Raw genomic sequence first — 23,204 nt, 5'->3', positions numbered from 1 at the left:
GAGGATCAGAAAGCTTGTTTGAATCGATGTATTTCATCCGCAGATTATGCACGAATGCTAAGAAATCCGGAGTGCAAATATTAACCAAAAAGAAGATCGTTTTTTGATTTATGAAAGAGATCTAATAATGTGATATGTAAAATAAACTTTATTTTTAATGTGACTTAAGTCGCTAAAAACCATTAATCAACCGTAGAAAAAAAGCCAATATGGACATTGGCTTTTTGGGTGTTTCAAATGTGGTGAAAAGAGCCTTTAGCGGCTGGCTTTACGGGCTTTATTTTCAGGCTTTGGTGCAGCGATTTCACGTTCAGCTTTCCAAACATCGATGAAATCTTTTTCATTGATATTGTACAGTTCAAGTAGGGCTAAAATGACGCCGCCAAACATCATCGGGCCTTCAGAATTACTTTGAAACTCAAATATTTTCCCATTCAGGGCATGCAAAATATCTTCAATTTCAAAAATACGGTCACGACCATTGCTATCTGTCGGGTACATTTGGGTATTCAGCACAATTTTCGCAAGACTTTTTTCATTATCTGTTAAGGCCAGAACATCAACCAATTCATCTGCCGAAGGTGCAAAAATTACCGAGTCTTGAAAAATTGTATGTAGAAGTTTCGAAGTAAGTTTAGGTAAAGCTTTTTCAACGAAAGGACGGAATGAAATTGGAAAAATAACATTTCTAGAAATCCCCTTAAACATGGGAGCAATTTCTTCAACTTTATAGCCAGCGACACCACAGCCAATCGAAGTAATGAAATATTTGGTCTTCGGATGATTCTTGGTATAGATTTTAAAATCATCAACATAATGTTGAATCTGAGACAATGGCATTTGTTGTAAATGCTCATTCATCGTTGGAATAGCAAAACTTTGACCAGCCCATCCACGACCAATACCATTCATTGCACCAAAATGCTCTAGGGCAGTACGCGCTGCACCGCCAGTATGTTGACCTGCCATATTGCTGCCAAAAACAAAAATAGTATCTTCGGGTAGGTTTTTAACAATACTTTCGTCATGATATTGGTAAGTCATAAGTTTGATCTGTGGCGTCCTTTTGTTCATGTTGCAGGTGAAATTTATATAGGTCAAGTATCAATAAGGGATAAATGAACGCTTTATTCTTGAGTTTTTTTAGAGCCAAGAGTTTCCTCAAGAAAAACATGCGAAATCAGGCGAATTATTTTTCAAACATGAAAAAAATCTATGGGTTTATGTTGAATTATAATTTTACAGTCCGTACACGCCTCTGGTATTTACATAAATTTAGCGTTGTTTTGTGCAACTTTGCCCTCATAATAAAGCCATATAAAACTGTTGAAGAAGAGTGTGATGCAGGAACAGCCTTTTGAACTGGTAACACAATATCAGCCGGCAGGTGATCAGCCTCAAGCGATTGAGAAATTGGTGAAGGGGATTGAAAAAGGAATGCATGATCAGTTGCTCTTAGGGGTAACAGGTTCAGGTAAAACCTATACCATGGCAAATGTGATAGCACGCACGCAACGTCCAACGATTATTATGGCGCATAATAAAACTTTGGCTGCGCAGCTTTATGGCGAGTTTAAAGCCTTCTTTCCGCATAATGCCGTGGAATACTTCGTCAGTTATTATGACTATTATCAACCCGAAGCCTATGTGCCATCTTCAGATACTTTTATTGAAAAAGATTCATCGATTAATGATCATATCGACCAAATGCGTCTTTCGGCAACACGGGCATTATTAGAGCGACGTGATGCAATTATCGTAGCGTCAGTTTCAGCTATTTATGGTCTGGGTGATCCCAATGCTTATATGAGTATGCTTCTGCATATCGTGGAAGGTGACCGTATCAGCCGTGATGATATCATCCGTCGTTTGGTGGAAATGCAATACACCCGAAATGAACTCGAATTTTTACGGGGCACATACCGTATTCGTGGTGAAATTATTGATATTTTTCCTGCTGAATCTGATCAAAATGCCATTCGAATAGAATTATTTGATGATGAAGTTGATTCAGTTCGATGGTTTGATCCATTGACGGGCAGAATGGTCCGTAAAGTGCCACGGATTACGATTTACCCAAAAAGCCATTATGTAACACCTAAAGATAATTTACAGCGTGCAATTGGAACGATTCGTGAAGAACTGGCAGAACGACTAGGTTTCTTTCGTGCAAATGATAAATTACTCGAAGCACAGCGTATCGAACAACGTACACGTTATGATTTAGAGATGATGCAGCAGCTTGGCTATACCAATGGTATTGAAAACTATTCACGCCACTTGTCTGGCCGTCCTTCTGGTGAAGCACCTCCGACTTTGTTTGATTATGTACCTGATGATGCTTTATTAATCATTGATGAATCGCACGTTACCGTTCCGCAAATTGGGGCTATGTATAAAGGTGACCGTTCACGTAAAGAAAATTTGGTCAATTACGGTTTTCGTTTACCAAGTGCGCTTGATAACCGCCCAATGAAATTTGAAGAATGGGAGCGGATTATTCCTTCGACCATTTATGTCAGTGCAACGCCTGCACATTATGAAATGGAAAAGTCTGAACAAGTCGTTGAGCAAGTGGTTCGACCCACAGGTTTGGTCGACCCTGAAATTGAAATTCGTCCAGTGTTAACGCAAGTGGATGATGTATTGTCAGAAATTAATAATCGTAAAAACTTAAATGAGCGTGTATTGGTTACGACATTAACCAAACGTATGGCAGAAGATTTAACTTCATATTTGAAAGAATATGGTATTAAGGTCGCTTATTTACATTCTGATATTGACACTGTTGAACGAACTAAAATTATTCATGAATTGCGTTCGGGTGTATACGATGCAATTGTTGGGATTAACTTACTGCGCGAAGGCTTAGATATGCCAGAAGTGTCTCTAGTCGCCATTTTAGATGCAGACAAAGAGGGGTTTTTACGTTCTGAGCGTTCTTTGATTCAAACCATTGGTCGTGCAGCGCGTAACTTAAACGGTAAAGCGATTTTATATGCAGATCGTATGACCGACTCCATGCAAAAAGCCATTGATGAAACGGATCGTCGTCGTAATTTACAGATTGCATTTAACCTTGAACATGGCATTACACCACGTAGTGCTGTACGCCAAAACGTTAATGATATTGATACTGGTGAACTGCTGACAGATGATGAAATCGATGCAAAAATTTCAGATCAGGCCAAGGCATTAACTGCAGATGAACGTCATTTGATGTCAGATCCAAAACTTCTGGCAAAACATATGAATAAGTTGGAAAAAGAAATGCTAAAAGCGTCTAAGGAATTACAGTTTGAACAAGCCGCTCGATTACGCGATGAAATCTTGCGTTTAAAAGCACAGATGATTTCATAATTTTGTTAGACAAGATGCGGAATATTGTTTGAATGACATACATAATTCAGACAAGAAAATGATTTTTAGAGCAATTTTTTCCGCTAGAGTAAAAACACGAGAGAAAGAATTACTTAATTTTCATCGAATGTTTTGCATCGAAATGAGGCATAAAAATGACAACAACGAATCTTCCGAAAGCTGGTTTTAAACTCGCAAAAATTGCACTTGGTGCAGCAGTGTTAATTGGTTTGGGTGCAGCCACAATGGCCTATGCACAGACGAAACCGTTACAGACTGTGGAAAAAGTCGAGCTCGATCGTTATTTAGGTATGTGGTATGAAGTAGCTCGTAAGCCTATGGTTTTTCAAAAAAGCTGTGACCGTGATGTGATTGCGGTTTACACGCTAAATGAAAATGGCAACATTAATGTAAATAATCGCTGTGTATCTAAAGATGGTACCAAGAAGCAATCAATAGGCGAGGCATTTGTACAAAATGCACCGTTTAACTCGAAATTAAAAGTTAGTTTCTTACCAGAAGCCATTCGTTGGTTGCCTGTGGGGCGTGGTGATTATTGGGTACTCAAAGCCGATGAAGACTATCAAACAGTTTTGGTGGGTGAGCCACGTCGTAAATATATGTGGGTTCTTTCTCGTTCGGCTCATCCAGATCAGGAAGTGATTCAGGAATATCTGAATTATGCTCAATCTGTCGGTTATGACTTATCAGATATTATTCATACCAAGCAGACAGTAAAACCATAAACCTAAATATTTGAACAAATGCTAAAAAACCATGCCTGTGCATGGTTTTTTATTTGCTAGAATGTCCATGCGAAAAGCTTGATTGATCAAGCAAAATATCAAGATTATGTAGTCATTTGGACTGGAGTGAAAGATGTATAAAGGCGTTGCATTGTCTGTATTGGCATCGGTCACTTTTGGTATTTTGTATTTCTTTACCATCTTTTTAAAACCTCTAGATAGCGAGCAAACTTTTGCATGGCGCATGTTGGCGACCTTACCATTTTTAACCTTATTTATGTGGTGGATGAAAGATTTAAACAAAGTCAGTGAAATTTTTTGGCGAGTGGTTAAACAGCCGATCTTTCTGATTTGGTTAATCATCAGTTCTTTTTTATGTACTACACAGCTTTGGTTGTTTTTGTGGGGGCCGATTAATGGCCGTGGACTAGAAGTTTCTTTGGGATATTTTCTACTGCCTTTAGTGATGGTTCTGGTCGGATGTGTGCTGTATAAAGAAAAACTTTCTAAATGGCAGATGGCTGCCGTGGCACTGGCAATTTTAGGTGTCGGCCATGAAATTTGGCGTATTGGCAGTATCGCGTGGGAAACTGTTTATGTCGCTGTGGCTTATCCAATTTATTTCTTTTTACGTCGTACCTTTAAAACTGATCATTTGGGTGGTTTTTGGTGGGATCTTTGCTTAATTCTGCCTGTAGCATTTTATTTAGGATTTATTCATAGCGATAGTTTAGCGCTGATGTCGTTATTCCCGCATCTGATTTTGGCGGTTTTAGGACTTGGTTTTCTGAGTGCGCTTGGCTTAGGTAGCTATATGTTGGCGAGTCGTTATTTGCCATTTGTGATTTTTGGTTTGTTGAGTTATTTAGAACCCGTGTTGTTAGCTTTTGCATCCATCGCATTGGGGGAGCGAGTAGAAGCCGAAGAATGGCTGACCTATATTCCAATTTGGGGTGCGGTATTATTATTGGTGATAGAAGGTGTCTTGCATCTGTTTAAACAAAAGCAAAATGAACGTGCGCTAGCAAAAAATGTAAAAGCGTTAAATGATCGAATCGATTCTTAAACTGAAAATGCTGGTACGATAAATTGATCAGTTTACAATTAATGCTTGCTGTTTTTTAGTAAAATCTTAAACTTAGAAAACTACAACAAGACATGATTCAATTTATTGTTTAGGAAGAACAGCATTGAATGATGGTGTACAAAAATATTTATTTTAGATAAAAATAAACTGAAATCGATAAAAGATTGATTAAAGAACCAAGATACAGGAAGCAGTCAGTGGTTGTCCCATTTCATCAAAGCGCAAAACTTTTACAGCTAGAGCCTGTGTTGGATCAGCATTGGCAGAGTATCGTGTCTGAAGTGTGCACTGATCTTGATCAATCAAACTTACCGCAGATACAGCAGGTGTTATCGCAAAAAGGTATTCGTTGGGAGTCTTCATCACAGTCGTATCAAAGAAATGTACCGATGAATTTGGGCATGCTGATGAAAGTACTAAAATATGATGTCATGCGTGAGCATGCACAGTATTTGGCAACACAGCTCGAAGAACTTAGGATATTGACCCAGAGTATTCAAATTGCGCGAAAATTAGAAGAAAACCTAGCCTATATCAATAAAATAGATGCCGAAGAAGATTTTGAATTACAGCATGAAAAAAACGTATTACATCGGCATTTCATTTTAAATGCTGCACAAATCATCCGTGAAATGGATTTGATTGCGCCGAGTGATGCACGTGAACTCACTGCCCAGCAAGTCAAAATTTTCTTGATCGAAATTTTCTTAAAGTCACATATGTTGGGGCAATTTTTTGATGCCACTATCCCGAAATCGTCTGAGATTTGGCAACATCCGATTTTTAAATACTATTTAAAGCGTGAACAAAAAACGAGATATTTACAAATCGTACAAACATCTGAGTTTATTTATATTTTGTCGCCTGATTTAGATTGGACGACGCAGTATTCAGCAACTCGGTTTTTATCGACAAAGCATAATGATGCCTTAGCAGACGACGTTTTTGATGGGGTGGCCATAGATTTAACTACTGCTTTAGAAAATCAGCAGATCGAACAATTAAAAATTCAAGTCTCTAAGCTGGCATCTATTGCAGGTTTTATACATTTAGATCTACAAAATTTAATGCAGCAACTCCATATACGGGTAGATAAGCATCTACTTTTAATGCTGCATGTAGAGGATGCTACTCAATTAGCGACGGTTTTACTTGCTTTTGAGCAGCAGTTCGATACATTGATATTGAAGCCCTTACATCAGACTGTTCAATATCAACTGAGTGAGCAGATACAGCATGATTTTGTCTTTTTCCATAGCATGCAAATATCTCAGAAGCTCATCACGAGTCTAAACGTCTTGAGTAGTTGCCCGGAGTTTGAGGCAAATTTGGAGTTGAAACGACTGCGACTTCAACTACAGGCTTGGCAGGTGCTTTTGTTGAAACGGCGTACGCACATTTTTCATGTTCAAAATGAAGATGATTGGGAGTTACATCATCAGCAGTCACAGCAAATTCATACGGCGTTGAAAGCGCTCTTGCAGCCGAACGAGGATCAACAGAAAATCTTTGCTACAGAAGCAACTGTAGAAAATACGGGTGCCCATGGCGCGCATGTTGGATTTTCCAAACGCATGACGAAAACAGGGGATTATGAAAGCCTTGAAGCCGATGCTTTAAAAGCGCAGCAGCAAAAAAAGCGACAAACTTATATGGAGGTTTTAATGTTGCTAAAGGAACATGCGTCACAGCTCGTCAATCTCGATTTTGAGCCATGTGAAAATGCCTTAAAGGTGCAGTCTTTTAGTGATCGGAGATATTTTGCGATTAGTGCTGGAGAGAATGGTTTAAATGCACTACCGAAAATATTAGAGCTGAGTGTAAATTTCTTTGATTTTAATCTGGAAAAGTTTGCTGAGAATCTGAAAAATTAACTGAATTTTAAATATTGATCTGATTTTAAAACTAATGTTAGGCAGTAACATTAGAGGCGAAATTTGATTCAAATAAAAGAACGATACGCGGTAATGTCATCCGCAATTGTCTGAGACAGGGTTACTTCTAATAAAAAATGTTTTTGCGATACTTTGAATAAATTGACGGTAGTGAACGAGTTTTGCGGTGAGGAGCATTGCTCCGCAAGATGGTTTCCTTATGAAGTACGCTTCTCATTTTGCCAAATGAGAAACAACGTTTCGTAAGAGTACCTCCGACTGAAGGCTAAACCCTTTATTCAAACTTTAGATGTAAGATTCCGTCGAATAGTCTTAAAAATCATCTAAAAATGTGAAATTATTATTACGAGCTTAACATCAGTAAAAATACTATAAATTGAGCAAAATAAAAAACACCACAATTTGAAAAATATAAATATTCGTTTATCTTTGAGCTAAATATGCAGAGATCTGGTTGATAAAACTACATTTGAAATTTTGTGACAAAAATCTGCGAAAAAGCCGGTTTTTCAACTTTCGGCTATAAAATCATAATACTAATCATGATTATTTTGAAAATTGATAGTGAATATATAACAAAATAACCTTGTCGAAATCTGCTTTTAGATTCATTAATTTTCAGTTTTCCATTACAATTGTGGGGTTTTGAAATTTATGCTTAGATTTACAATTAATTAGAGGACGTATCTGTGAGCAAAGACACTATCGTTGCCCTACATGCAGAGCACCAAGGTCGCTGGAAAAACCGTGAAGAAATCGCGGAACGTATGATTGCCCTAGTGGGTCAGTTATATCGTGAAAAAAACATCGTAGCTACAGTATACGGTCGTTCTTTAATTAACCGTTCGGTTATCCAAATTCTTAAAGCGCATCGTCGTACTCGCGTACTTGACGTTGAACTTTCAGTTGTGAACACTTTCCCAATTCTTGAAGCTTTAGCGAAAATCGAAAACATCGGTACTGCTGAAATTGATCTTGGCAAACTTGCTGTTGAGTTCAAAGAAAAAGGCGGTGATGTTGACGCATTCGTTGCTGACGCTGTGAAATCACTTGAAGGCAATGCAACTAACGTTGAAAACCGTGATGTTGTACTTTACGGTTTCGGTCGTATTGGTCGTATCCTTGCACGTTTGATGATCAGCCAATCTGGTCTAGGTCGTGGTCTTAACCTTAAAGCAATCGTTGTTCGTAAATCATCTGACGGTGACTTAGAAAAACGTGCGTCTTTATTACGTCGTGATTCTATTCATGGTCCATTCGCAGGTACAATTTCTGTTGATGAAGAAAACGAAGCAATCATTGCTAACGGTAACTTCATCAAAGTGATCTATGCGTCTAACCCATCTGAAGTTGATTACACTGCTTACGGTATTAACAATGCACTTGTAATCGATAACACAGGTAAATGGCGTGATTCTGAAGGTCTTGCACAGCACCTTAAATGCGCTGGCGCTGCACGTGTAATTCTAACTGCACCTGGTAAAGGTGACATGAAGAACGTTGTATACGGTGTGAACCAAGCTGACATCCTTGATGAAGATACAATCATCTCTGCTGCAAGCTGTACAACAAACGCGATCACACCAACACTTAAAGTGTTAAATGACAAGTACACAGTGATCAATGGTCACGTTGAAACAGTTCACTCGTTCACGAATGACCAGAACTTAATCGATAACTACCATAAAGCTGACCGTCGTGGTCGTGCTGCTACTTTAAACATGGTAATCACTGAAACTGGTGCTGCTAAAGCTGTTGCTAAAGCACTTCCAGCGCTTCAAGGTAAATTGACTGGTAACTCAGTACGTGTACCTACTCCAAACGTATCTCTTGCAATTTTGAACCTTACTTTGGGTCAAGATGTTGACCGTGAAGAAGTGAATGAATACATTCGCCAAATTTCAATCAACTCTAACCTTCAAGGTCAAATCGGTTATACAAACTCAACTGAAGTTGTATCGTCTGACTTTATCGGTTCACGTACTGCTGGTGTGTTTGACGCTCAAGCGACAATCGCTTCTGGTAACCGTTTAACTGCTTATGTTTGGTACGATAACGAAGTGGGTTATAGCTGCCAAGTATTGCGTATTGCTGAGCAAATGGGCGGCGTAAGCTATCCAAAAGTTCCTGCTGAAACTAATGCTTAATTAGTTCACGCTGTAAAAAAAGGGCCTCATTTGAGGCTCTTTTTTTATCTAAAGAGTATGGGTTAAAAACTTAAGGCATAGATGACGAATGGATTGATCAAAAGCATCAAAATGTCTTGTTTTTTCTGCCACTGTTAGATGAGTGCGAGTCATTTATAATGAAAAAGCCGACTAAAATATTCAAGTTTTAAGTTAATGAAATCATTAAAGAAATAAATACAAAAAATTGCAAACTGGTTTGGGTAATGTGTTCAAAATAAAGCTGTAAAAATAAAAAAGCAAAAGGAATTTAGTTTGCAAGCAAAGCACATGCTCAGTGGATTGGCATTTATTGTGTTTGCTGCACTCTGTGGTGTACTCATCGCCATTTGGGTGTTTAAGCACTTTAATATTTATATCCCACTAGAAAGTCAGAACGTCAATATCGACCTGCAAGAGCCATTACAAGCCGAAGTCAAAATCCATGATGCCTTGGATGTGGATGTGACAGGGCGGGTGAATGCTGAAATTCCGATACATGAAAATTTAAATATTCCCTTAACTCAAACGCTGACACCACGGGTGTATTTTGATAATCAAGTCCCGATCAAGACCACGATTCCAGTGCGTGAAACTTTGAAAGTGAATCAAAACCTTCCTGTGAATACCAAAGTGAAAGTTAAAGTCATGGGGCAAGATGTGACTTTACCACTCAAAGGTGATATCCCAATTCAATTGGATATTCCAGTGAATATGAATGTGCCTTTGGAGCAAAAAGTACATTTAAAATTTGATGCGCCAGTCAAAACCGTACTGAAAGAAAACCTACATATTCCACTGAATGCAAATTTAAAAACCAACATTCCTATTGAAGGTAATTTAAATGTTCCAATTAAAACGGCATTGAAAGCGACAGTGGACGTACAAAATACGTTGCCCGTTCAAATTAAAAAGGGTGAATTGGTGATTCCACTAAAAACAATGCGACTCAACAGAGAGCATGCCAAAACTGACGCGAAAGCTCAGGAGTAAGCCATGTGGATATTTCAATCGGCGAAGCGCATCATTTTGAGTTTTATCGCAGTTGCGTTATTGGTTGCGGTACTATTTTGGTTGTATTTAAATATTTATGCGTCGATGCAAGTACGTGCAAAAAATGCTGATATTCAATTGTCGCATTCACTACCCACCAAAATTTCCGTTGGTAATTATTTGCAAACGCAGTCTATTGGGACTCTGGATACGCAGATTGCTTTAGATCGGAAGCTGCAACTACCCTTAAAGGGAAAATATCTGGCAGATTTGCAGTTTAGTGTGGAGGTTCCGATCTCAGTGGATATTGATTATTCCACCAATATTCAAATTAACCAGACGATGCCGCTTGAGGCGACCACGGATTTGGTGATTAAAAATAAACTCGTGCCGAAATTTCCGTTAAAAATGGACATTCCTGTCAAGTTAGATGTGCCTTTTCATTTGAAAAGAACCTATAACATTCCTATTCGAATTAATTTTAATGGCCCAGTGTATTTTGAGTTTAATGAAAAAGTCGATTTGCATGTGGTACATCAGTTTGCACCACAGCTAAAACTCAATGACCCGATGACCATGCGAAAAATCGCAACCTTTAATGCCACGATGTACAACGCAGAGCGTAATACCAAGGCAAATTTAGATATGAATATGGATTTGCCGATAAAAAATGTACATCCATAAGTTAGATTCAAATCAAATAAAGCCCGAATTAATTCGGGCTTTTTTATGGTTCGATCTTATTTTAAAGCAGCTTCAACAGCACTGTGTAGAGTAGTGGTTGGGTGACCGAGTAGCTGTTCCAAGTCCTTGCGATCACTTTGCATCGCACCGTCAATGCTATTGATATCGGCATCGACGATCACATCTACAAGACCAGCAGGTAAGCCAGCTTGTAATAAACCTTGCGTGTAGTCTTCTGCAGTTAAATTTTGATAGTGAACATTTTGACCTGAAACTTGCTGTAGGGTTTCAGTAAGCTGTGCCAATGTGAAACTGTCTGAGCTTGCAAGTTCATAGGTTTTATTCTCATGACCAGCGCTTGTAAGTACTTTTGCAGCAGCTTCAGCATAGTCAGCACGGGTCGCTGCATTAATTTTTCCATCCTTTGCTGCACCAAATAAGGTACCTGTTTCAACCACATGTCCTGCAGCAGCAAGATAGTTTTCGACATACCAGTTATTTCGTAAGAAGGTATAGGTTAAACCACTAGCTTGAATCAGACTTTCTGTTTCACGATGTTCTTGAGATAAACCCAATGGTGACGTATCTGCACGTAACAGGCTGGTATAAGCAAGATATGGAACTTTCGCTTCTACTGCAGCATCAATTACGGCTTTGTGTTGTGGAGTACGCCGACCAATTTCATTGGCAGAAATGAGTAATAATTTATCGACACCTTGTAGTGCAGGAACCAGTGTATCTGGTTGATCATAGTCAAAATGACGAAGTTCGATGCCTTGAGCTTGTAGAGATGCTGCTTTTTCTGGTGAGCGAACTAAAGCGATGATGTTTTCGGCCGCGGTTTCTTTCAATAAAAATTGAAGGACCAATTGGCCTAGTTGACCTGTTGCACCTGTAATTGCGATTTTCATATTTAAACCCTCTGATTGTTGAATAAATGATCTTGATGGTTGAATCTTAATCTGTTAACTTACTAAATGTAAGTACGTACCAAAAAGTAAGTTAGTGACTTTGAGGAAAGATTTAATGAACACATACGCTACAAGTAAATTATTAGGTCAAGTTTTATCCACGGACTGTCCATCTCGAGAAATATTGGAACATCTCACCAATAAATGGTCAGTATTAGTTTTGCGTTGTTTGACTGAAGGGGTACACCGTTTTAGTGAACTTAAGCAGCGGATCGAAGGGGTGAGCGAAAAGATGCTGGCTCAAACGCTGAAAATGCTCGAGCAAGATGGTTTTATCTTACGGACAGTCTATCCAGTCGTGCCACCCAAAGTTGAATATCAACTGACTTTAATGGGCTCACAGGCTGCAGAAAAGTTAATGCATCTGATTGGTTGGGTTGAACGAACATTGCCTGAAATTATTGAAGCCAAGGAAAATGCACGTAAATAGCTTTCAGAAATGGGGAGTGAAATTCGTTTGCTATTTATCAAAGCTATTTTGATGATGAGCTAAAGATTTTCGAGCGATGTGCGGATTTTCCTAAAAATTTGCATCAGCACCAAGATGAATGAAATTTATAGTATTGCTGAATAATATTGTTCGAGAAATTCTTTAAAATATGGCAGAATAAGCGGTTTTAAAGTTTTTAGAGGATTGGCAAACATGCGCTTTGTTGATGAAGCAGTCATTACCGTAGAGGCTGGCGACGGTGGCAATGGCGTAGCCAGTTTTCGCCGTGAAAAATTCGTACCATTTGGTGGTCCAGATGGTGGTGATGGTGGTCGTGGCGGTAACGTATACGTTCAAGCCGACAACGACACAAGTACCCTAGTAGATTATCGTTATACACGTAAATTCCGTGCAGAACGTGCTAAAAATGGTCGTGGAGCGAACTGCTCAGGTCGTGGCGGTGAAGATACCGTATTGCTCGTTCCAGTGGGCACAACAATTGTAGATACAGAATCTGGCGATATCATCGGCGACTTAGTGGCTGACGGTCAGCGTGTGTTAGTGGCAGCAGGTGGTGAAGGTGGTTTGGGTAATACTCACTTCAAATCTTCAACAAACCGTTCTCCACGTAAATGTACACACGGCTCAAAAGGCGAATATCGTGAAATTCGTCTTGAATTAAAAGTACTCGCAGACGTTGGTTTGTTGGGTATGCCAAATGCGGGTAAATCAACCTTTATCCGTGCAGTTTCAGCAGCAAAACCAAAAGTTGCAGATTATCCATTTACCACAATGGTGCCAAACCTAGGTGTGGTTGATGCCGATAGTCACCGTTCATTTGTAATGGCGGATATTCCGGGTCTAATCGAAGGGGCTGCAGAAGGTGCTGGTCTAGGTATTCGATTCCTGAAACACTTGGCGCGTACACGTATTTTATTGCACATCGTAGATGTTCAACCGATTGATGGTTCTGACCCTGCGTACAATGCAAAAGCAATTTTGGAAGAGTTGAAAAAATTCTCCCCAACACTTTCAAAATTACCTGTTGTATTGGTACTCAATAAAGTAGACCAATTGGCGGCTGAAACGCGTGATGAATGGTGTGATCACATTCTCGAAGAGTTGCAGTGGAAAGGCCCTGTATTCAAAACTTCAGGTTTAACGTTTGAAGGTACTAAAGACGTTGTGTATTACCTGATGGATCAAATTGAAGAGCAGCGCGAACGCGAAACTGAAGATCCTGAATATGCTGCAGAAGTTAAAGCATTCCGTGATCAGCTTGAAGCTGAAACACGTGAGCAAACGCTTGCTGCGAAAGAAGCATATCGTGAAATGCGTCGTCAACAACGTCTGGCAGGTCAAGGTGAAGACTTTGATGATGAATTTGAAGACGGTGATGATGAGGCAGAATCGTACTACGTACGTTAATTGCTGAATAAGTGTCAAAGCAAACAAGTCTGAGGACAAGATGATAGAAGTGGTAGATGGGCAACGTCAGCTCAAGGGTTGTAAACGTATCGTTGTTAAAATCGGATCATCACTACTCACAGCAAACGGAAAAGGGTTAGATCTGGATGCAATCTCGCATTGGGCGGGACAAATTGCAGAACTACACAATGCAGGACACGAGATCATTCTTGTGTCTTCCGGTGCTGTGGCTGAAGGGATGGTTCGTATGAATTTGGACAACCGACCCACAGATCTACCCAGTCTTCAGGCTTGCGCAGCCATTGGACAAATGGGTTTAATACATACTTGGTCAAGCGTTTTAGAACAACGTTCTATTCGTACAGCTCAAGTTTTATTAACCCATGACGATTTGGCTGACCGTCGTCGTTATTTAAACTCTTGTGATGCCTTGCAGCATTTGATTGATTGGCGTGTGATTCCTGTGATCAATGAAAATGACACAGTGTCGACTGACGAAATCCGCTTTGGCGATAACGATACTTTGGCTGCGATGGTGGCTGGACAGGTTCATGCAGACCTTTTGGTGATTCTAACTGACCAAGAAGGCATGTTTGACTCAGACCCTCGTTCCAATCCAGATGCAAAACTGTTTCATACAGTACGTGCAATGGATGAATCATTATTCGATATGGCTGGCGGCGGCGGTAAATTCGGTCGTGGCGGTATGTTGACCAAAGTTCGTGCGGCACGTTTGGCAGCCAAGTCAGGTTGTCCAACAGTGATTGCGAGCGGCGATAGCGACAATGTACTTTCACGTGTGATGGCCGGTGAATTACTCGGTACCTTATTCATTACGGATAATGACCGTGTCACAGCCCATCAACAATGGTTAGCTGCACATTTACAAACAGCTGGTCGTTTAGTGATTGATGATGGCGCAGTCAAAGCCATTCGTGATAATCACCGCAGTTTATTACCTGTAGGCGTGAAAGCGGTTGAAGGGCATTTTGAACGTGGTGATGTGGTGGAATGTGTCGATACACAAGGTCATCGTGTTGCCGTAGGTCGTGTAAACTTCAGTTCACGTTCGGCAGAAATCGTTAAAGGTTTGGCCTCAGATAAAGTTCATCAAGTTTTAGGGGAAGCCCGATCACTTGAAATGATCCATCGCAATCATATGTCAATTTACTAAATTGAAAGATCAAAATCCCGCTTCCGAGCGGGATTTTTTATGGCATGTCATTTGAATATAACGATAAAAATAGAAATAAGAGGAAAATAATATGAGCTAAATTTAATATTTAAACCTTCAAGATCTAAAAGATGAGCAGGCTCAACTGTGCGAATTATTGGCACAATGTGTGCAAGATGGTGCATCACTGGGTTTTTTAGCTAAAGAATCTAAGTCGCACTATGATGAATATTTGTCTGCTGTGACAAAGGATATTCAAAAGCATAAAACCTTTTTGTGGGCGGCGCTACAAAGCGGTGAAATTGTGGGCACAGTACAATTGGTTCGTGCCACCAAAGCCAATGCACTGCATCGTGCTGAGATTGAAAAACTTATGGTGCATCCAAAGGTACGTCAGCAAGGCATTGCTCACCAACTATTGACACTTGCAGAAGATAAAGCAAAACACTTGAACTTGAAATTACTTGTACTTGATACGCGTACAGGCGATTTCGCTGAAAGGCTATATGAAAAATTTAACTTTATAAAAGCTGGGATCATTCCGCAATTTGTATTGAGCCATACGGGTACATTAGATTCAACGACATTATTTTATAAATTATTAGTTTAAGTTGAAACGGATGGATATTTTAGACCAAAACTCCTGCACAGATGCAGGAGTTTTTCATTAAAGGTTCTTTTGATTAACTCGTTTAGAGAGTTCTTCCGCACTTTCAACTCGTTCAGAATAGCGATCTGTGAGGTAGGCAGATTGACCACGTGTGAGTAGGGTAAATTTGTATAATTCCTCCATCACATCGACAATGCGAATGTAATAGGAGGAAGGTTTCATGCGATCATTTTCATCAAACTCTAAAAATGCTTTTGCAACGGAAGATTGATTTGGAATCGTGATCATCCGCATCCAACGCCCAAGGATGCGCATTTGGTTAACAGCATTAAAAGATTGCGAACCACCACTGACTTGCATTAACGCCAGCGTTTTACCTTGAGTAGCACGAATGGCACCTGCAGCTAAAGGAATCCAATCAATTTGTGCTTTCAATATAGAGCTCATCGCACCATGTCGTTCTGGCGAACACCAAACCATGCCTTCTGACCATGTAAGCAATTCATGTAATTCCTGAACTTTGGGATGTGATGTTTCAGCATCTTCAGGCAGAGGAAGACCTTTAGGATGAAAGATTTTGACTTCTGCACCAAAATGTTCAAGGATTCGACCCGCCTCCAATACCGTTAAACGGCTAAATGAGCGTTCACGGTTAGAGCCATATAGCAGCAGAATGCGTGGCGGATGTTCAAGTGCTTTGGCTTGAACTTGCTCAAAACACGGTGTTTCAAGTAGATCTAGTTGAATATTGGGGAGCTTCATTTTAGTTCTCTTTATACCATTTGCGTTTTAACCATAGCGATACACTCACTAATGCAATAAGCACAGGCACTTCAACCAATGGGCCAATAATCGTGGTAAATGCAATCGGAGATGCAATGCCAAAGGTGGCGATGGCAACAGCGAGGGCAAGTTCAAAATTATTACCTGCTGCTGTAAAGGATATCGCAGTGGTTTTGGCGTAGTTATTGCCCATCCATTTGCTCATCAAAAAGCTAATGAAAAACATCACCACAAAGTAGATTGTGAGGGGAATGGCAATACGCAGTACATCCATTGGAAGGCTCAAGACATCTGCACCTTTGAGGCTAAACATCACCACAATGGTAAAGAGTAAAGCGATTAAACTGATGGGGCTGATTTTGGGTATAAATTGATTTTTATACCAATCCAGACCTTTGTGTTTTACCAATATGGCACGCGTTAGGAAACCGAGCAGGAAGGGAATACCTAGATACACTAATACTGCATGTGTGATGGTCCAAAAGCTGACTTGGATCACTTGTGCTTCTATGCCAAAATAAGGCGGTAAAAAACTCAAAAAGAACCATGCGTAGGTACTAAAAAATGCAATTTGGAAAATACTGTTAAATGCCACTAAAGCGGCAACGTATTGGTTATCCCCACAAGCGAGATCATTCCAAACCAGAACCATTGCAATGCAACGTGCTAAACCAATCAGAATCAAACCGGTCATGTATTCAGGGTAGTGTTGTAAAAACACGATCGCCAAAATAAACATCAGGCAAGGCGCGATTAACCAATTTTGAAGCAGTGAAAGGTATAGGGTGCGTTTGTCTTTAAACACTTCAGGCAGCGCTTTGTAATCCACTTTCGCCAAAGGTGGATACATCATCAGGATTAAACCAATGGCAATCGCAATATTGACATCACCAATATTGAGTTGATTTAAAGCCCTTGAAGCACTTGGAACATACACGCCAATCGCAATGCCTAGCCCCATTGCTATAAAAATCCATAGCGTTAGATTGCGGTCTAGAAATGACAGTTTTGCAGCAGCCATTATTGGATCTCTGAAATTTTTTGGATTTCTTGGTTAAGCTCTTCACGACTTAATTGCTTAAAATCGAGTGCAAATAAAGCATCTAAACGGCGGTTAATATGCGCCACGGTATCAAGAAAAGCTGCAAGTTTTACGTCATCTGCAAGCTCTAAATGGGAAGGATCTTCTAAGCCCCAGTGGGCTTTGATGGCAGAGCCTAAGTAAATTGGGCAAGCTTCTTGAGCGGCAGAACCACAGACGGTAATTACCACATCGGGTTGGTATTGTTCACATGCTGCGATGGATTTACTCGACAAACCCTCAGTCGGTAGATTGAGGTTTTGTAGGGTTTTCAAGGTAAACGGGTGGACTTGTCCTGAAGGTTTACTGCCTGCGCTATAGGCACGGAAACCTTCAGGGGCACGCTGGTTAAAAAGAACTTCGGATAAAATGCTGCGGCAGCTATTGCCAGTACATAGAAATAAAAAATTCATAGGGTGTCACACAATGTTGTCGTGTTTTTTGGGGAATTCAAATCGAGGTCTTTAAATCGTTCTTGGTGACGCATGACATCAAGTATTTGTGTACACCAAGTAGGCAGTACAGGGTGAATGGAGTAATAAACCCATTGACCTTTACGCTGATCACTCAGCACACCTGATGAACGCAGTAAAGCCAAATGACGTGAAATTTTGGGTTGGCTTAATTCAAGATACTCAGTGAGTTCGCAGACGCAGAGTTCACCTTTACATGCCAACAACATGATGATGTTCAGACGAGTCTCATCTGCAAGTAATTTGAAAAATTCAGTCTGTTCCATGTTTATCTGTATATATGGATTTACATATATCTTCACATATGAATATGTGGATGTCCATATGTATTGTTCAATAAAAATCCCACACGAGGTGGGATTTTGATATTTAGACCAGTTTAAAAGTCGAATGAAGTTTGTAAAAAGAAAGTACGTGGCTGACCAATATATTTACCACCGGTTGCATCTGATGAACGGGTGAAATACTGTTTATCAAATACATTCTTGATGCCAGCGGCAACTTTAACCCCTTGCAGCGAACCGCCAAAGTCATAGCCTGTACGTACAGCAAAAGTTGAATAGCCTGGAATATCGCCCAATTTACCATTTGCCGTTTCTTCAGTTTGGTAGATGCCAGAATCTTGGTTACCTGGGGCACGCTGTTTAGATTGTGCATACATGTCGGCATTGATTGACCAAGCATCATATTTATAGCCTAAGCCAAAGTTTGCGACATTTTGTGAGTAGAATGGCAAATCTTTACCTTTAAAGTTACCTGCTTCAGCAACCGCTTTGGTATAGGTGTAATTACCATAGGCTTTTAAGCCTTCGAGATTTTCAGCTAAATGTCCAAAGTCATAGCTAAAACCGGTTTCGATCCCTTTATGACTTGTAGCACCGAGGTCAGTCCAAATGCCATTGTTTGCAGCATCACGTTCTAAAATCAGTTCTTTGTCAAAATCTAGATAAAACGCAGTCAATTCAGCACTCAAACCATTGCCTAAATATTTGGTACCAATTTCATAGTTATAAGATTTTTCAGGATGTAAGCCATCTAAGGTGGTGACCGCTGTAGTGCCTTGCGTTGTTGCTAATTGGTTATATTGCTGTGGACCAAAAGAGACACCGGCATTGGCAAAGAAATTCCAATGGTCTGTTGCTTTATACAGGATAGCTAAACTTGGCAAAAATTCATCTGATTGGATTGATGGATGAACAGTATTTTGTAATACGCCATTTTTATAGGCACTAAAACTGTTTTGCGTATCAATCGATTCAAAACGAACGCCGGGTGTAATATTCCATTTACCCAGTTCTATACGGTTATCGATATAAGCAGCGTGTGCTTTGGTGCCACCCGCACTACGGGTACGTGCTATAAACTGACCAGGTTCTGCATCTGCTGCGTATTCAGTACGGCCTGCGAACTCGGTGCTCTCTTCGTCCATATAACGGTAACCGACAGTCACTTCATTCAGCGTACTTCCTAAGCTATAGCTACGTGAATAACGTGGCTCAATGGCAAAGACTTTATAATCACGTGGTGAGGTATCTAAGCGATGATTGCCATTGGCTAAAGTAGATTCAAGGTTGCTGGTACGGAATGAATCGATGTAATAACTTAAAAGTTCAAAGTTGTTCGTGTCGTCTTTATGTGTATAACGTAGGGATACATCTGAACGACGGCCAGTGAAAAAGTCACGATAATGCGACGTTTGATATGGATTTACTTCGAATTCAGCAGCGCTTAAACCTTCAGGCATTTCACCTGTACCATCGTAGTGATGGAAATTTAATGCGATTTTATCCTGATCAGTGATGTCATAAGCGGTTTTTAACATGACATCATCAATGTCATTTTTATTGTTCGCTTCACGATAACCATTGCCTTTAGTACCTGAATAAAGCAGGGCTAAGCCTAAACCATTATCTAATGTTCCACCAACGAACAGACTAGGACTTAATTTTACCTGATCTGTACCTGTTGCATATTCAGAGTTTAAAGCTACAGTTCCTTTAAATGATTCAGGAATGCTACGTGTGGCAAAATTGATAATACCACCGACATTTTGTGGCCCAAAACGGACAGAACCTGTTCCACGGACTACATCAACAGATTCTATATTTCCTAAAGAGACCGGTGCCATAGAAAGCTGTGGTTGTCCATAAGGTGCAAATGACATCGGTATGCCATCGATCAACACGGTTGAACGGGGGGAAAGACGAGAGGTTAATCCTCGAACACCGATATTTAATGAAACATCGCTGCCGCCAGTACCATTATTTTCTTGAACCTGAACACCAGGAACTTGGCGTAACGCATCTTTTAGAGATGTTGCTGCGCTTTCGTTTAAGCGTTTACGGTCAATAATGGTCCGCGCACCGGCATGCTTTTGCACCTTTTTTCATTGGCGTTTTCCAGCCAGTTACCTTGAGTTTCAATGGTGATGGTCGGTAAAACATTAGCTTGCGCGGTATCTGTATTTTCAGCAGCAGAAGCCATAGTGGCAACCATGCTTATACCTACGGCAATACTCAGCGGTAATAAAGGGAAATTTTGAAGCTTTGGAGATTTTTTGCTTGAACTATACATAAAAGTGTGAGCAATGGAGAGAGTGCGCGTATCATAATCGTGAGTGCGATAAATTTAAATAAGGATGATTATCATTTAAAACTATGAATTTGACTAAGCTAATAGACTTTTTAATTTAAATAAAGAATAGGTGGATTTTATAATTAAAAAAACCGCGCTAAAGCACGGTTTCTTAAAATGAATTTAATTATTTGAACTGAATTGAGCCATTTGCACTGACTGTGATTTTAGATTCACCACCTGCCATTTCTTGTTCAGGAATAGCATCGGCACTTGCAGCTTTCATCATAGCCATACGCGGTACTGGCTGACCACCATAATTGCTGGTATTTAAATTAATATTAACTAAGTTGTAGCCTGATTTATTCCATGCCTGAGCGAGCGCTTGAGCACGTTGTTGAAAGTTTTTGGATGCTTCAACCATGAGTTCATTCTCAACTTTTTTACGTTGTGCATCTGAAATGCTAAAACTGATTGATTCCGTTTGGAAATTTTGTTGTAACTCGCTCACCAATTGGCTAGCTGCTTTAAAGTCTGTACTTTCTAAACGCACTTCGGCACGACCACGCCATTCTTTCAATTTACGACTGTCATTGTCATAAATCGGGTAGGTGCTTTGAGAACCTGTTTCGATTTTTACTGCAGGGTATTTACGTGCCGTATTCACCGCTTGGGTCATCAATTGGTTGATTTGGGTAGCAAGTTCAGCCGGTTGTTTATTTGACTTTTCAATATATAAAACGGCATGCATTTGGTCGTTCGACACTTGGCGAGTGGCATCCGCCTGAATGTTCACGATGTTGTAATTGAGTGGGTCGGCTGCTTGAGTTGCTGCTGCCAAACCTAGACCGGATGCTAATAAAACAGTAGATAAGATAATTTTACGCATTGTTATGACCTATTCTTCTTTCAGAATGACTAATTTAGCTTATGCTCTTATCTTAAAAGGGGATTGTGATGGATTAAAGGAAAATCTGTGGTGGGATTGTAAATCTTTCAAGAAAAATAAATGTAGTGCTTGATGAATTATTTATTTAAATAATCAGTACTTAGTTGTTTAAATAATTGATGATTACAATAATCATTCATAAGTTGTAAAAAAGCATAAAATAAAAAGGTTTTCTTTGTTTTGTCACACTGTAAGATGATAATTCAAGATATCCATGGAATAGATCTGTTTTTTCTCTAAATTATCTTTTTATTTGATCATAAAAGTGATTTATTTTCTTGAAAAAGTCTGTATCATCCGCCTCCTAGTTAGCCCATACTTAAAGAGCTTTTAAAGCTAACTAGAAACTCATAAAGCACCGAGTCAAAGGACCGCAAGTCACCCGACTTATTTCTTTCAACCCATATCAGAGATGGTAATTCGATATGAGCGTTTCTTCTGTAAACCCTGCCACTAATTCTACTAACGAATACTATTTGACTCGCCAAAGCCAGATGGAATCCAATGTTCGTAGCTATCCGCGTAAACTTCCACTTGCGATAGCAAAAGCTTTAGGTTGTTGGGTTACTGATGTTGAAGGTACAGAGTACCTCGATTGTTTAGCTGGGGCAGGAACATTGGCATTAGGCCATAATCATCCTGCGGTAATTCAAAGTATCCAAGATACACTTGCAAGTGGTCTCCCATTGCATACTTTGGATTTAACAACGCCTTTAAAAGATGCTTTCACTGAAGCACTACTTGAGCAATTACCTGGTGGTAAAGAAGAGTATTGCCTACAGTTCTGTGGTCCGTCTGGTGCAGATGGTACAGAAGCAGCAATTAAATTAGCAAAAACTTACACTGGTCGTAGCTCAGTAATCAGCTTCTCAGGTGGTTACCATGGTATGACTCACGGTTCTTTAGCAATGACAGGCAACTTGTCTGCGAAGAACGCTGTGAACGGCTTAATGCCAGGTGTTCAATTTATGCCATATCCGCATGAATACCGTTGCCCATTAGGCATTGGTGGTGAAGCGGGTGTAGACGCATTAACGTATTATTTCGAAAACTTCATTGAAGACGTAGAAAGCGGTGTAACGAAACCTGCAGCTGTAATCTTGGAAGCAATCCAAGGCGAAGGCGGTGTAGTGACTGCACCTGTAAAATGGTTAAAGAAAATCCGCGAAGTGACTGAAAAGCACAACATCGTGTTGATTCTTGATGAAGTACAAGCGGGCTTTGCACGTTCAGGTAAAATGTTTGCCTTTGAACATGCAGGTATTGAGCCAGACGTCGTTGTAATGTCTAAAGCAGTTGGTGGTAGCTTACCACTTGCAGTATTGGGCATTAAACGTAAGTTTGACGCATGGCAACCAGCAGGTCACACGGGTACATTCCGTGGAAACCAACTTGCTATGGGTACTGGTCTTGCAACAATCAAAACCATCAAAGAACAAAACTTGGCTCAAAACGCACAAGAGCGTGGCGACTTCTTACAAGCTGAAATTAAAAAATTAGCGGTAGAATTCCCATGTATCGGCAACGTACGTGGCCGTGGTTTGATGATTGGTGTTGAAATTGTTGATGAACGTCAAAAAGCAGATCACATGGGGTCTTTACCAGGTGATTCTCAATTGGCAGCAGCAATTCAAGCAGCATGTTTCAACAACAAATTGTTGTTAGAAAAAGGTGGTCGTAACGGTACTGTAATTCGTTTACTTTGCCCATTGATCATTAACCAAGCTGAATGTATTGAGGTGATCGTTCGCTTCAAGAAAGCTCTTGCTGAAGCACTAGTTGCAACTCGAGGCGCGTAAGA

The 23,204-nt window shown here is 40.0% G+C and carries 19 protein-coding genes and 1 pseudogene; 12 read left to right on the top strand and 8 right to left on the bottom strand.

Going from position 1 to position 23,204, the window contains the following annotated elements; genetic code table 11:
• Nucleotides 1–255: 255 nt before the first annotated feature.
• The gene (locus tag FTU06_RS14605; RefSeq protein ID WP_180023438.1) at nt 256–1,044 is read right to left on the bottom strand and encodes a hypothetical protein; all 789 of its coding nucleotides are present in this window, start codon (nt 1,042–1,044) and stop codon (nt 256–258) included.
• Nucleotides 1,045–1,338: 294 nt separating this feature from the next.
• On the opposite strand from FTU06_RS14605, the gene uvrB reads away from it, so the two are divergent.
• The 7 genes from uvrB to FTU06_RS14570 all read left to right on the top strand — a co-directional run bounded on the left by uvrB (nt 1,339) and on the right by FTU06_RS14570 (nt 10,930).
• Nucleotides 1,339–3,360, top strand: coding sequence for an excinuclease ABC subunit UvrB (gene uvrB / locus FTU06_RS14600; protein WP_180023439.1), 2,022 nt, complete (start codon nt 1,339–1,341; stop codon nt 3,358–3,360).
• Between the two features lie 155 nt (nt 3,361–3,515).
• Nucleotides 3,516–4,106 carry a lipocalin family protein gene (locus FTU06_RS14595; RefSeq protein WP_180063384.1) on the top strand — a complete coding sequence of 197 codons (591 nt, stop codon included), beginning with the start codon at nt 3,516–3,518 and terminating at the stop codon, nt 4,104–4,106.
• 133 nt (nt 4,107–4,239) lie between these two features.
• On the top strand, nt 4,240–5,172 hold the full coding sequence (gene rarD / locus FTU06_RS14590; protein WP_180135038.1) for an EamA family transporter RarD: 933 nt from the start codon (nt 4,240–4,242) through the stop codon (nt 5,170–5,172).
• Between the two features lie 218 nt (nt 5,173–5,390).
• The gene (locus FTU06_RS14585; protein WP_180147314.1) at nt 5,391–7,067 is read left to right on the top strand and encodes a hypothetical protein; all 1,677 of its coding nucleotides are present in this window, start codon (nt 5,391–5,393) and stop codon (nt 7,065–7,067) included.
• Nucleotides 7,068–7,777: 710 nt separating this feature from the next.
• A complete protein-coding gene (locus tag FTU06_RS14580; protein WP_111885541.1) occupies nt 7,778–9,235 on the top strand; it encodes a glyceraldehyde-3-phosphate dehydrogenase in 1,458 nt (485 codons plus the stop codon).
• Nucleotides 9,236–9,544: 309 nt separating this feature from the next.
• Entirely contained in the window at nt 9,545–10,246 is a 702-nt protein-coding gene (locus FTU06_RS14575; RefSeq protein ID WP_218954125.1) for an MFS transporter, read from the top strand.
• A gap of 3 nt (nt 10,247–10,249) precedes the next feature.
• On the top strand, nt 10,250–10,930 hold the full coding sequence (locus FTU06_RS14570; protein ID WP_078190209.1) for a hypothetical protein: 681 nt from the start codon (nt 10,250–10,252) through the stop codon (nt 10,928–10,930).
• Between the two features lie 56 nt (nt 10,931–10,986).
• On the opposite strand, the gene FTU06_RS14565 is transcribed toward FTU06_RS14570, so the two are convergent.
• The gene (locus FTU06_RS14565) at nt 10,987–11,841 is read right to left on the bottom strand and encodes an SDR family oxidoreductase (protein WP_180147307.1); all 855 of its coding nucleotides are present in this window, start codon (nt 11,839–11,841) and stop codon (nt 10,987–10,989) included.
• Nucleotides 11,842–11,956: 115 nt separating this feature from the next.
• On the opposite strand from FTU06_RS14565, the gene FTU06_RS14560 reads away from it, so the two are divergent.
• The 4 genes from FTU06_RS14560 to FTU06_RS14545 all read left to right on the top strand — a co-directional run bounded on the left by FTU06_RS14560 (nt 11,957) and on the right by FTU06_RS14545 (nt 15,543).
• Nucleotides 11,957–12,331: a helix-turn-helix domain-containing protein gene (locus FTU06_RS14560; protein WP_078191873.1), complete on the top strand. Its 375-nt coding sequence runs from the start codon at nt 11,957–11,959 to the stop codon at nt 12,329–12,331.
• A 213-nt stretch (nt 12,332–12,544) separates the two neighbouring features.
• Nucleotides 12,545–13,759 carry an Obg family GTPase CgtA gene (gene cgtA, locus FTU06_RS14555; RefSeq protein ID WP_078190204.1) on the top strand — a complete coding sequence of 405 codons (1,215 nt, stop codon included), beginning with the start codon at nt 12,545–12,547 and terminating at the stop codon, nt 13,757–13,759.
• Nucleotides 13,760–13,799: 40 nt separating this feature from the next.
• The gene (proB, locus tag FTU06_RS14550; protein WP_078190202.1) at nt 13,800–14,933 is read left to right on the top strand and encodes a glutamate 5-kinase; all 1,134 of its coding nucleotides are present in this window, start codon (nt 13,800–13,802) and stop codon (nt 14,931–14,933) included.
• A gap of 157 nt (nt 14,934–15,090) precedes the next feature.
• The gene (locus tag FTU06_RS14545; RefSeq protein WP_180147304.1) at nt 15,091–15,543 is read left to right on the top strand and encodes a GNAT family N-acetyltransferase; all 453 of its coding nucleotides are present in this window, start codon (nt 15,091–15,093) and stop codon (nt 15,541–15,543) included.
• Between the two features lie 57 nt (nt 15,544–15,600).
• Here the strand turns inward: FTU06_RS14545 and arsH are convergent, their stop codons facing one another.
• From arsH to FTU06_RS14515, 6 genes and pseudogenes are all read right to left on the bottom strand, one after another.
• Nucleotides 15,601–16,305, bottom strand: a complete 705-nt coding sequence (arsH, locus tag FTU06_RS14540) for an arsenical resistance protein ArsH (RefSeq protein ID WP_180147301.1) — start codon at nt 16,303–16,305, stop codon at nt 15,601–15,603.
• Between the two features lies 1 nt (nt 16,306).
• Nucleotides 16,307–17,347, bottom strand: coding sequence for an ACR3 family arsenite efflux transporter (arsB, locus tag FTU06_RS14535; protein WP_180147298.1), 1,041 nt, complete (start codon nt 17,345–17,347; stop codon nt 16,307–16,309).
• On the bottom strand, nt 17,347–17,820 hold the full coding sequence (locus FTU06_RS14530) for an arsenate reductase ArsC (RefSeq protein ID WP_180147295.1): 474 nt from the start codon (nt 17,818–17,820) through the stop codon (nt 17,347–17,349). The genes arsB and FTU06_RS14530 overlap by 1 nt, the downstream gene beginning before the upstream one ends.
• Nucleotides 17,817–18,146 carry a metalloregulator ArsR/SmtB family transcription factor gene (locus FTU06_RS14525; RefSeq protein WP_180147292.1) on the bottom strand — a complete coding sequence of 110 codons (330 nt, stop codon included), beginning with the start codon at nt 18,144–18,146 and terminating at the stop codon, nt 17,817–17,819. Before FTU06_RS14525 ends, FTU06_RS14530 begins: the two co-directional genes overlap by 4 nt.
• 113 nt (nt 18,147–18,259) lie before the next feature.
• Nucleotides 18,260–20,454, bottom strand: a pseudogene (locus FTU06_RS14520) (TonB-dependent receptor family protein).
• Nucleotides 20,455–20,641: 187 nt separating this feature from the next.
• Complete coding sequence (locus FTU06_RS14515) at nt 20,642–21,343, bottom strand: SIMPL domain-containing protein (protein WP_180007693.1); 702 nt, start codon at nt 21,341–21,343, stop codon at nt 20,642–20,644.
• A gap of 485 nt (nt 21,344–21,828) precedes the next feature.
• Here FTU06_RS14515 and FTU06_RS14510 point away from each other — a divergent pair, with 485 nt between their 5' ends.
• On the top strand, nt 21,829–23,202 hold the full coding sequence (locus FTU06_RS14510; RefSeq protein ID WP_180026310.1) for a diaminobutyrate--2-oxoglutarate transaminase: 1,374 nt from the start codon (nt 21,829–21,831) through the stop codon (nt 23,200–23,202).
• Nucleotides 23,203–23,204 lie beyond the last annotated feature (2 nt).

The sequence above is a fragment of the Acinetobacter sp. YH12052 genome, from assembly GCF_013419835.1.
Lineage (GTDB): Bacteria > Pseudomonadota > Gammaproteobacteria > Pseudomonadales > Moraxellaceae > Acinetobacter > Acinetobacter amyesii.
This window is presented reverse-complemented; position numbering and strand designations above follow the sequence as displayed.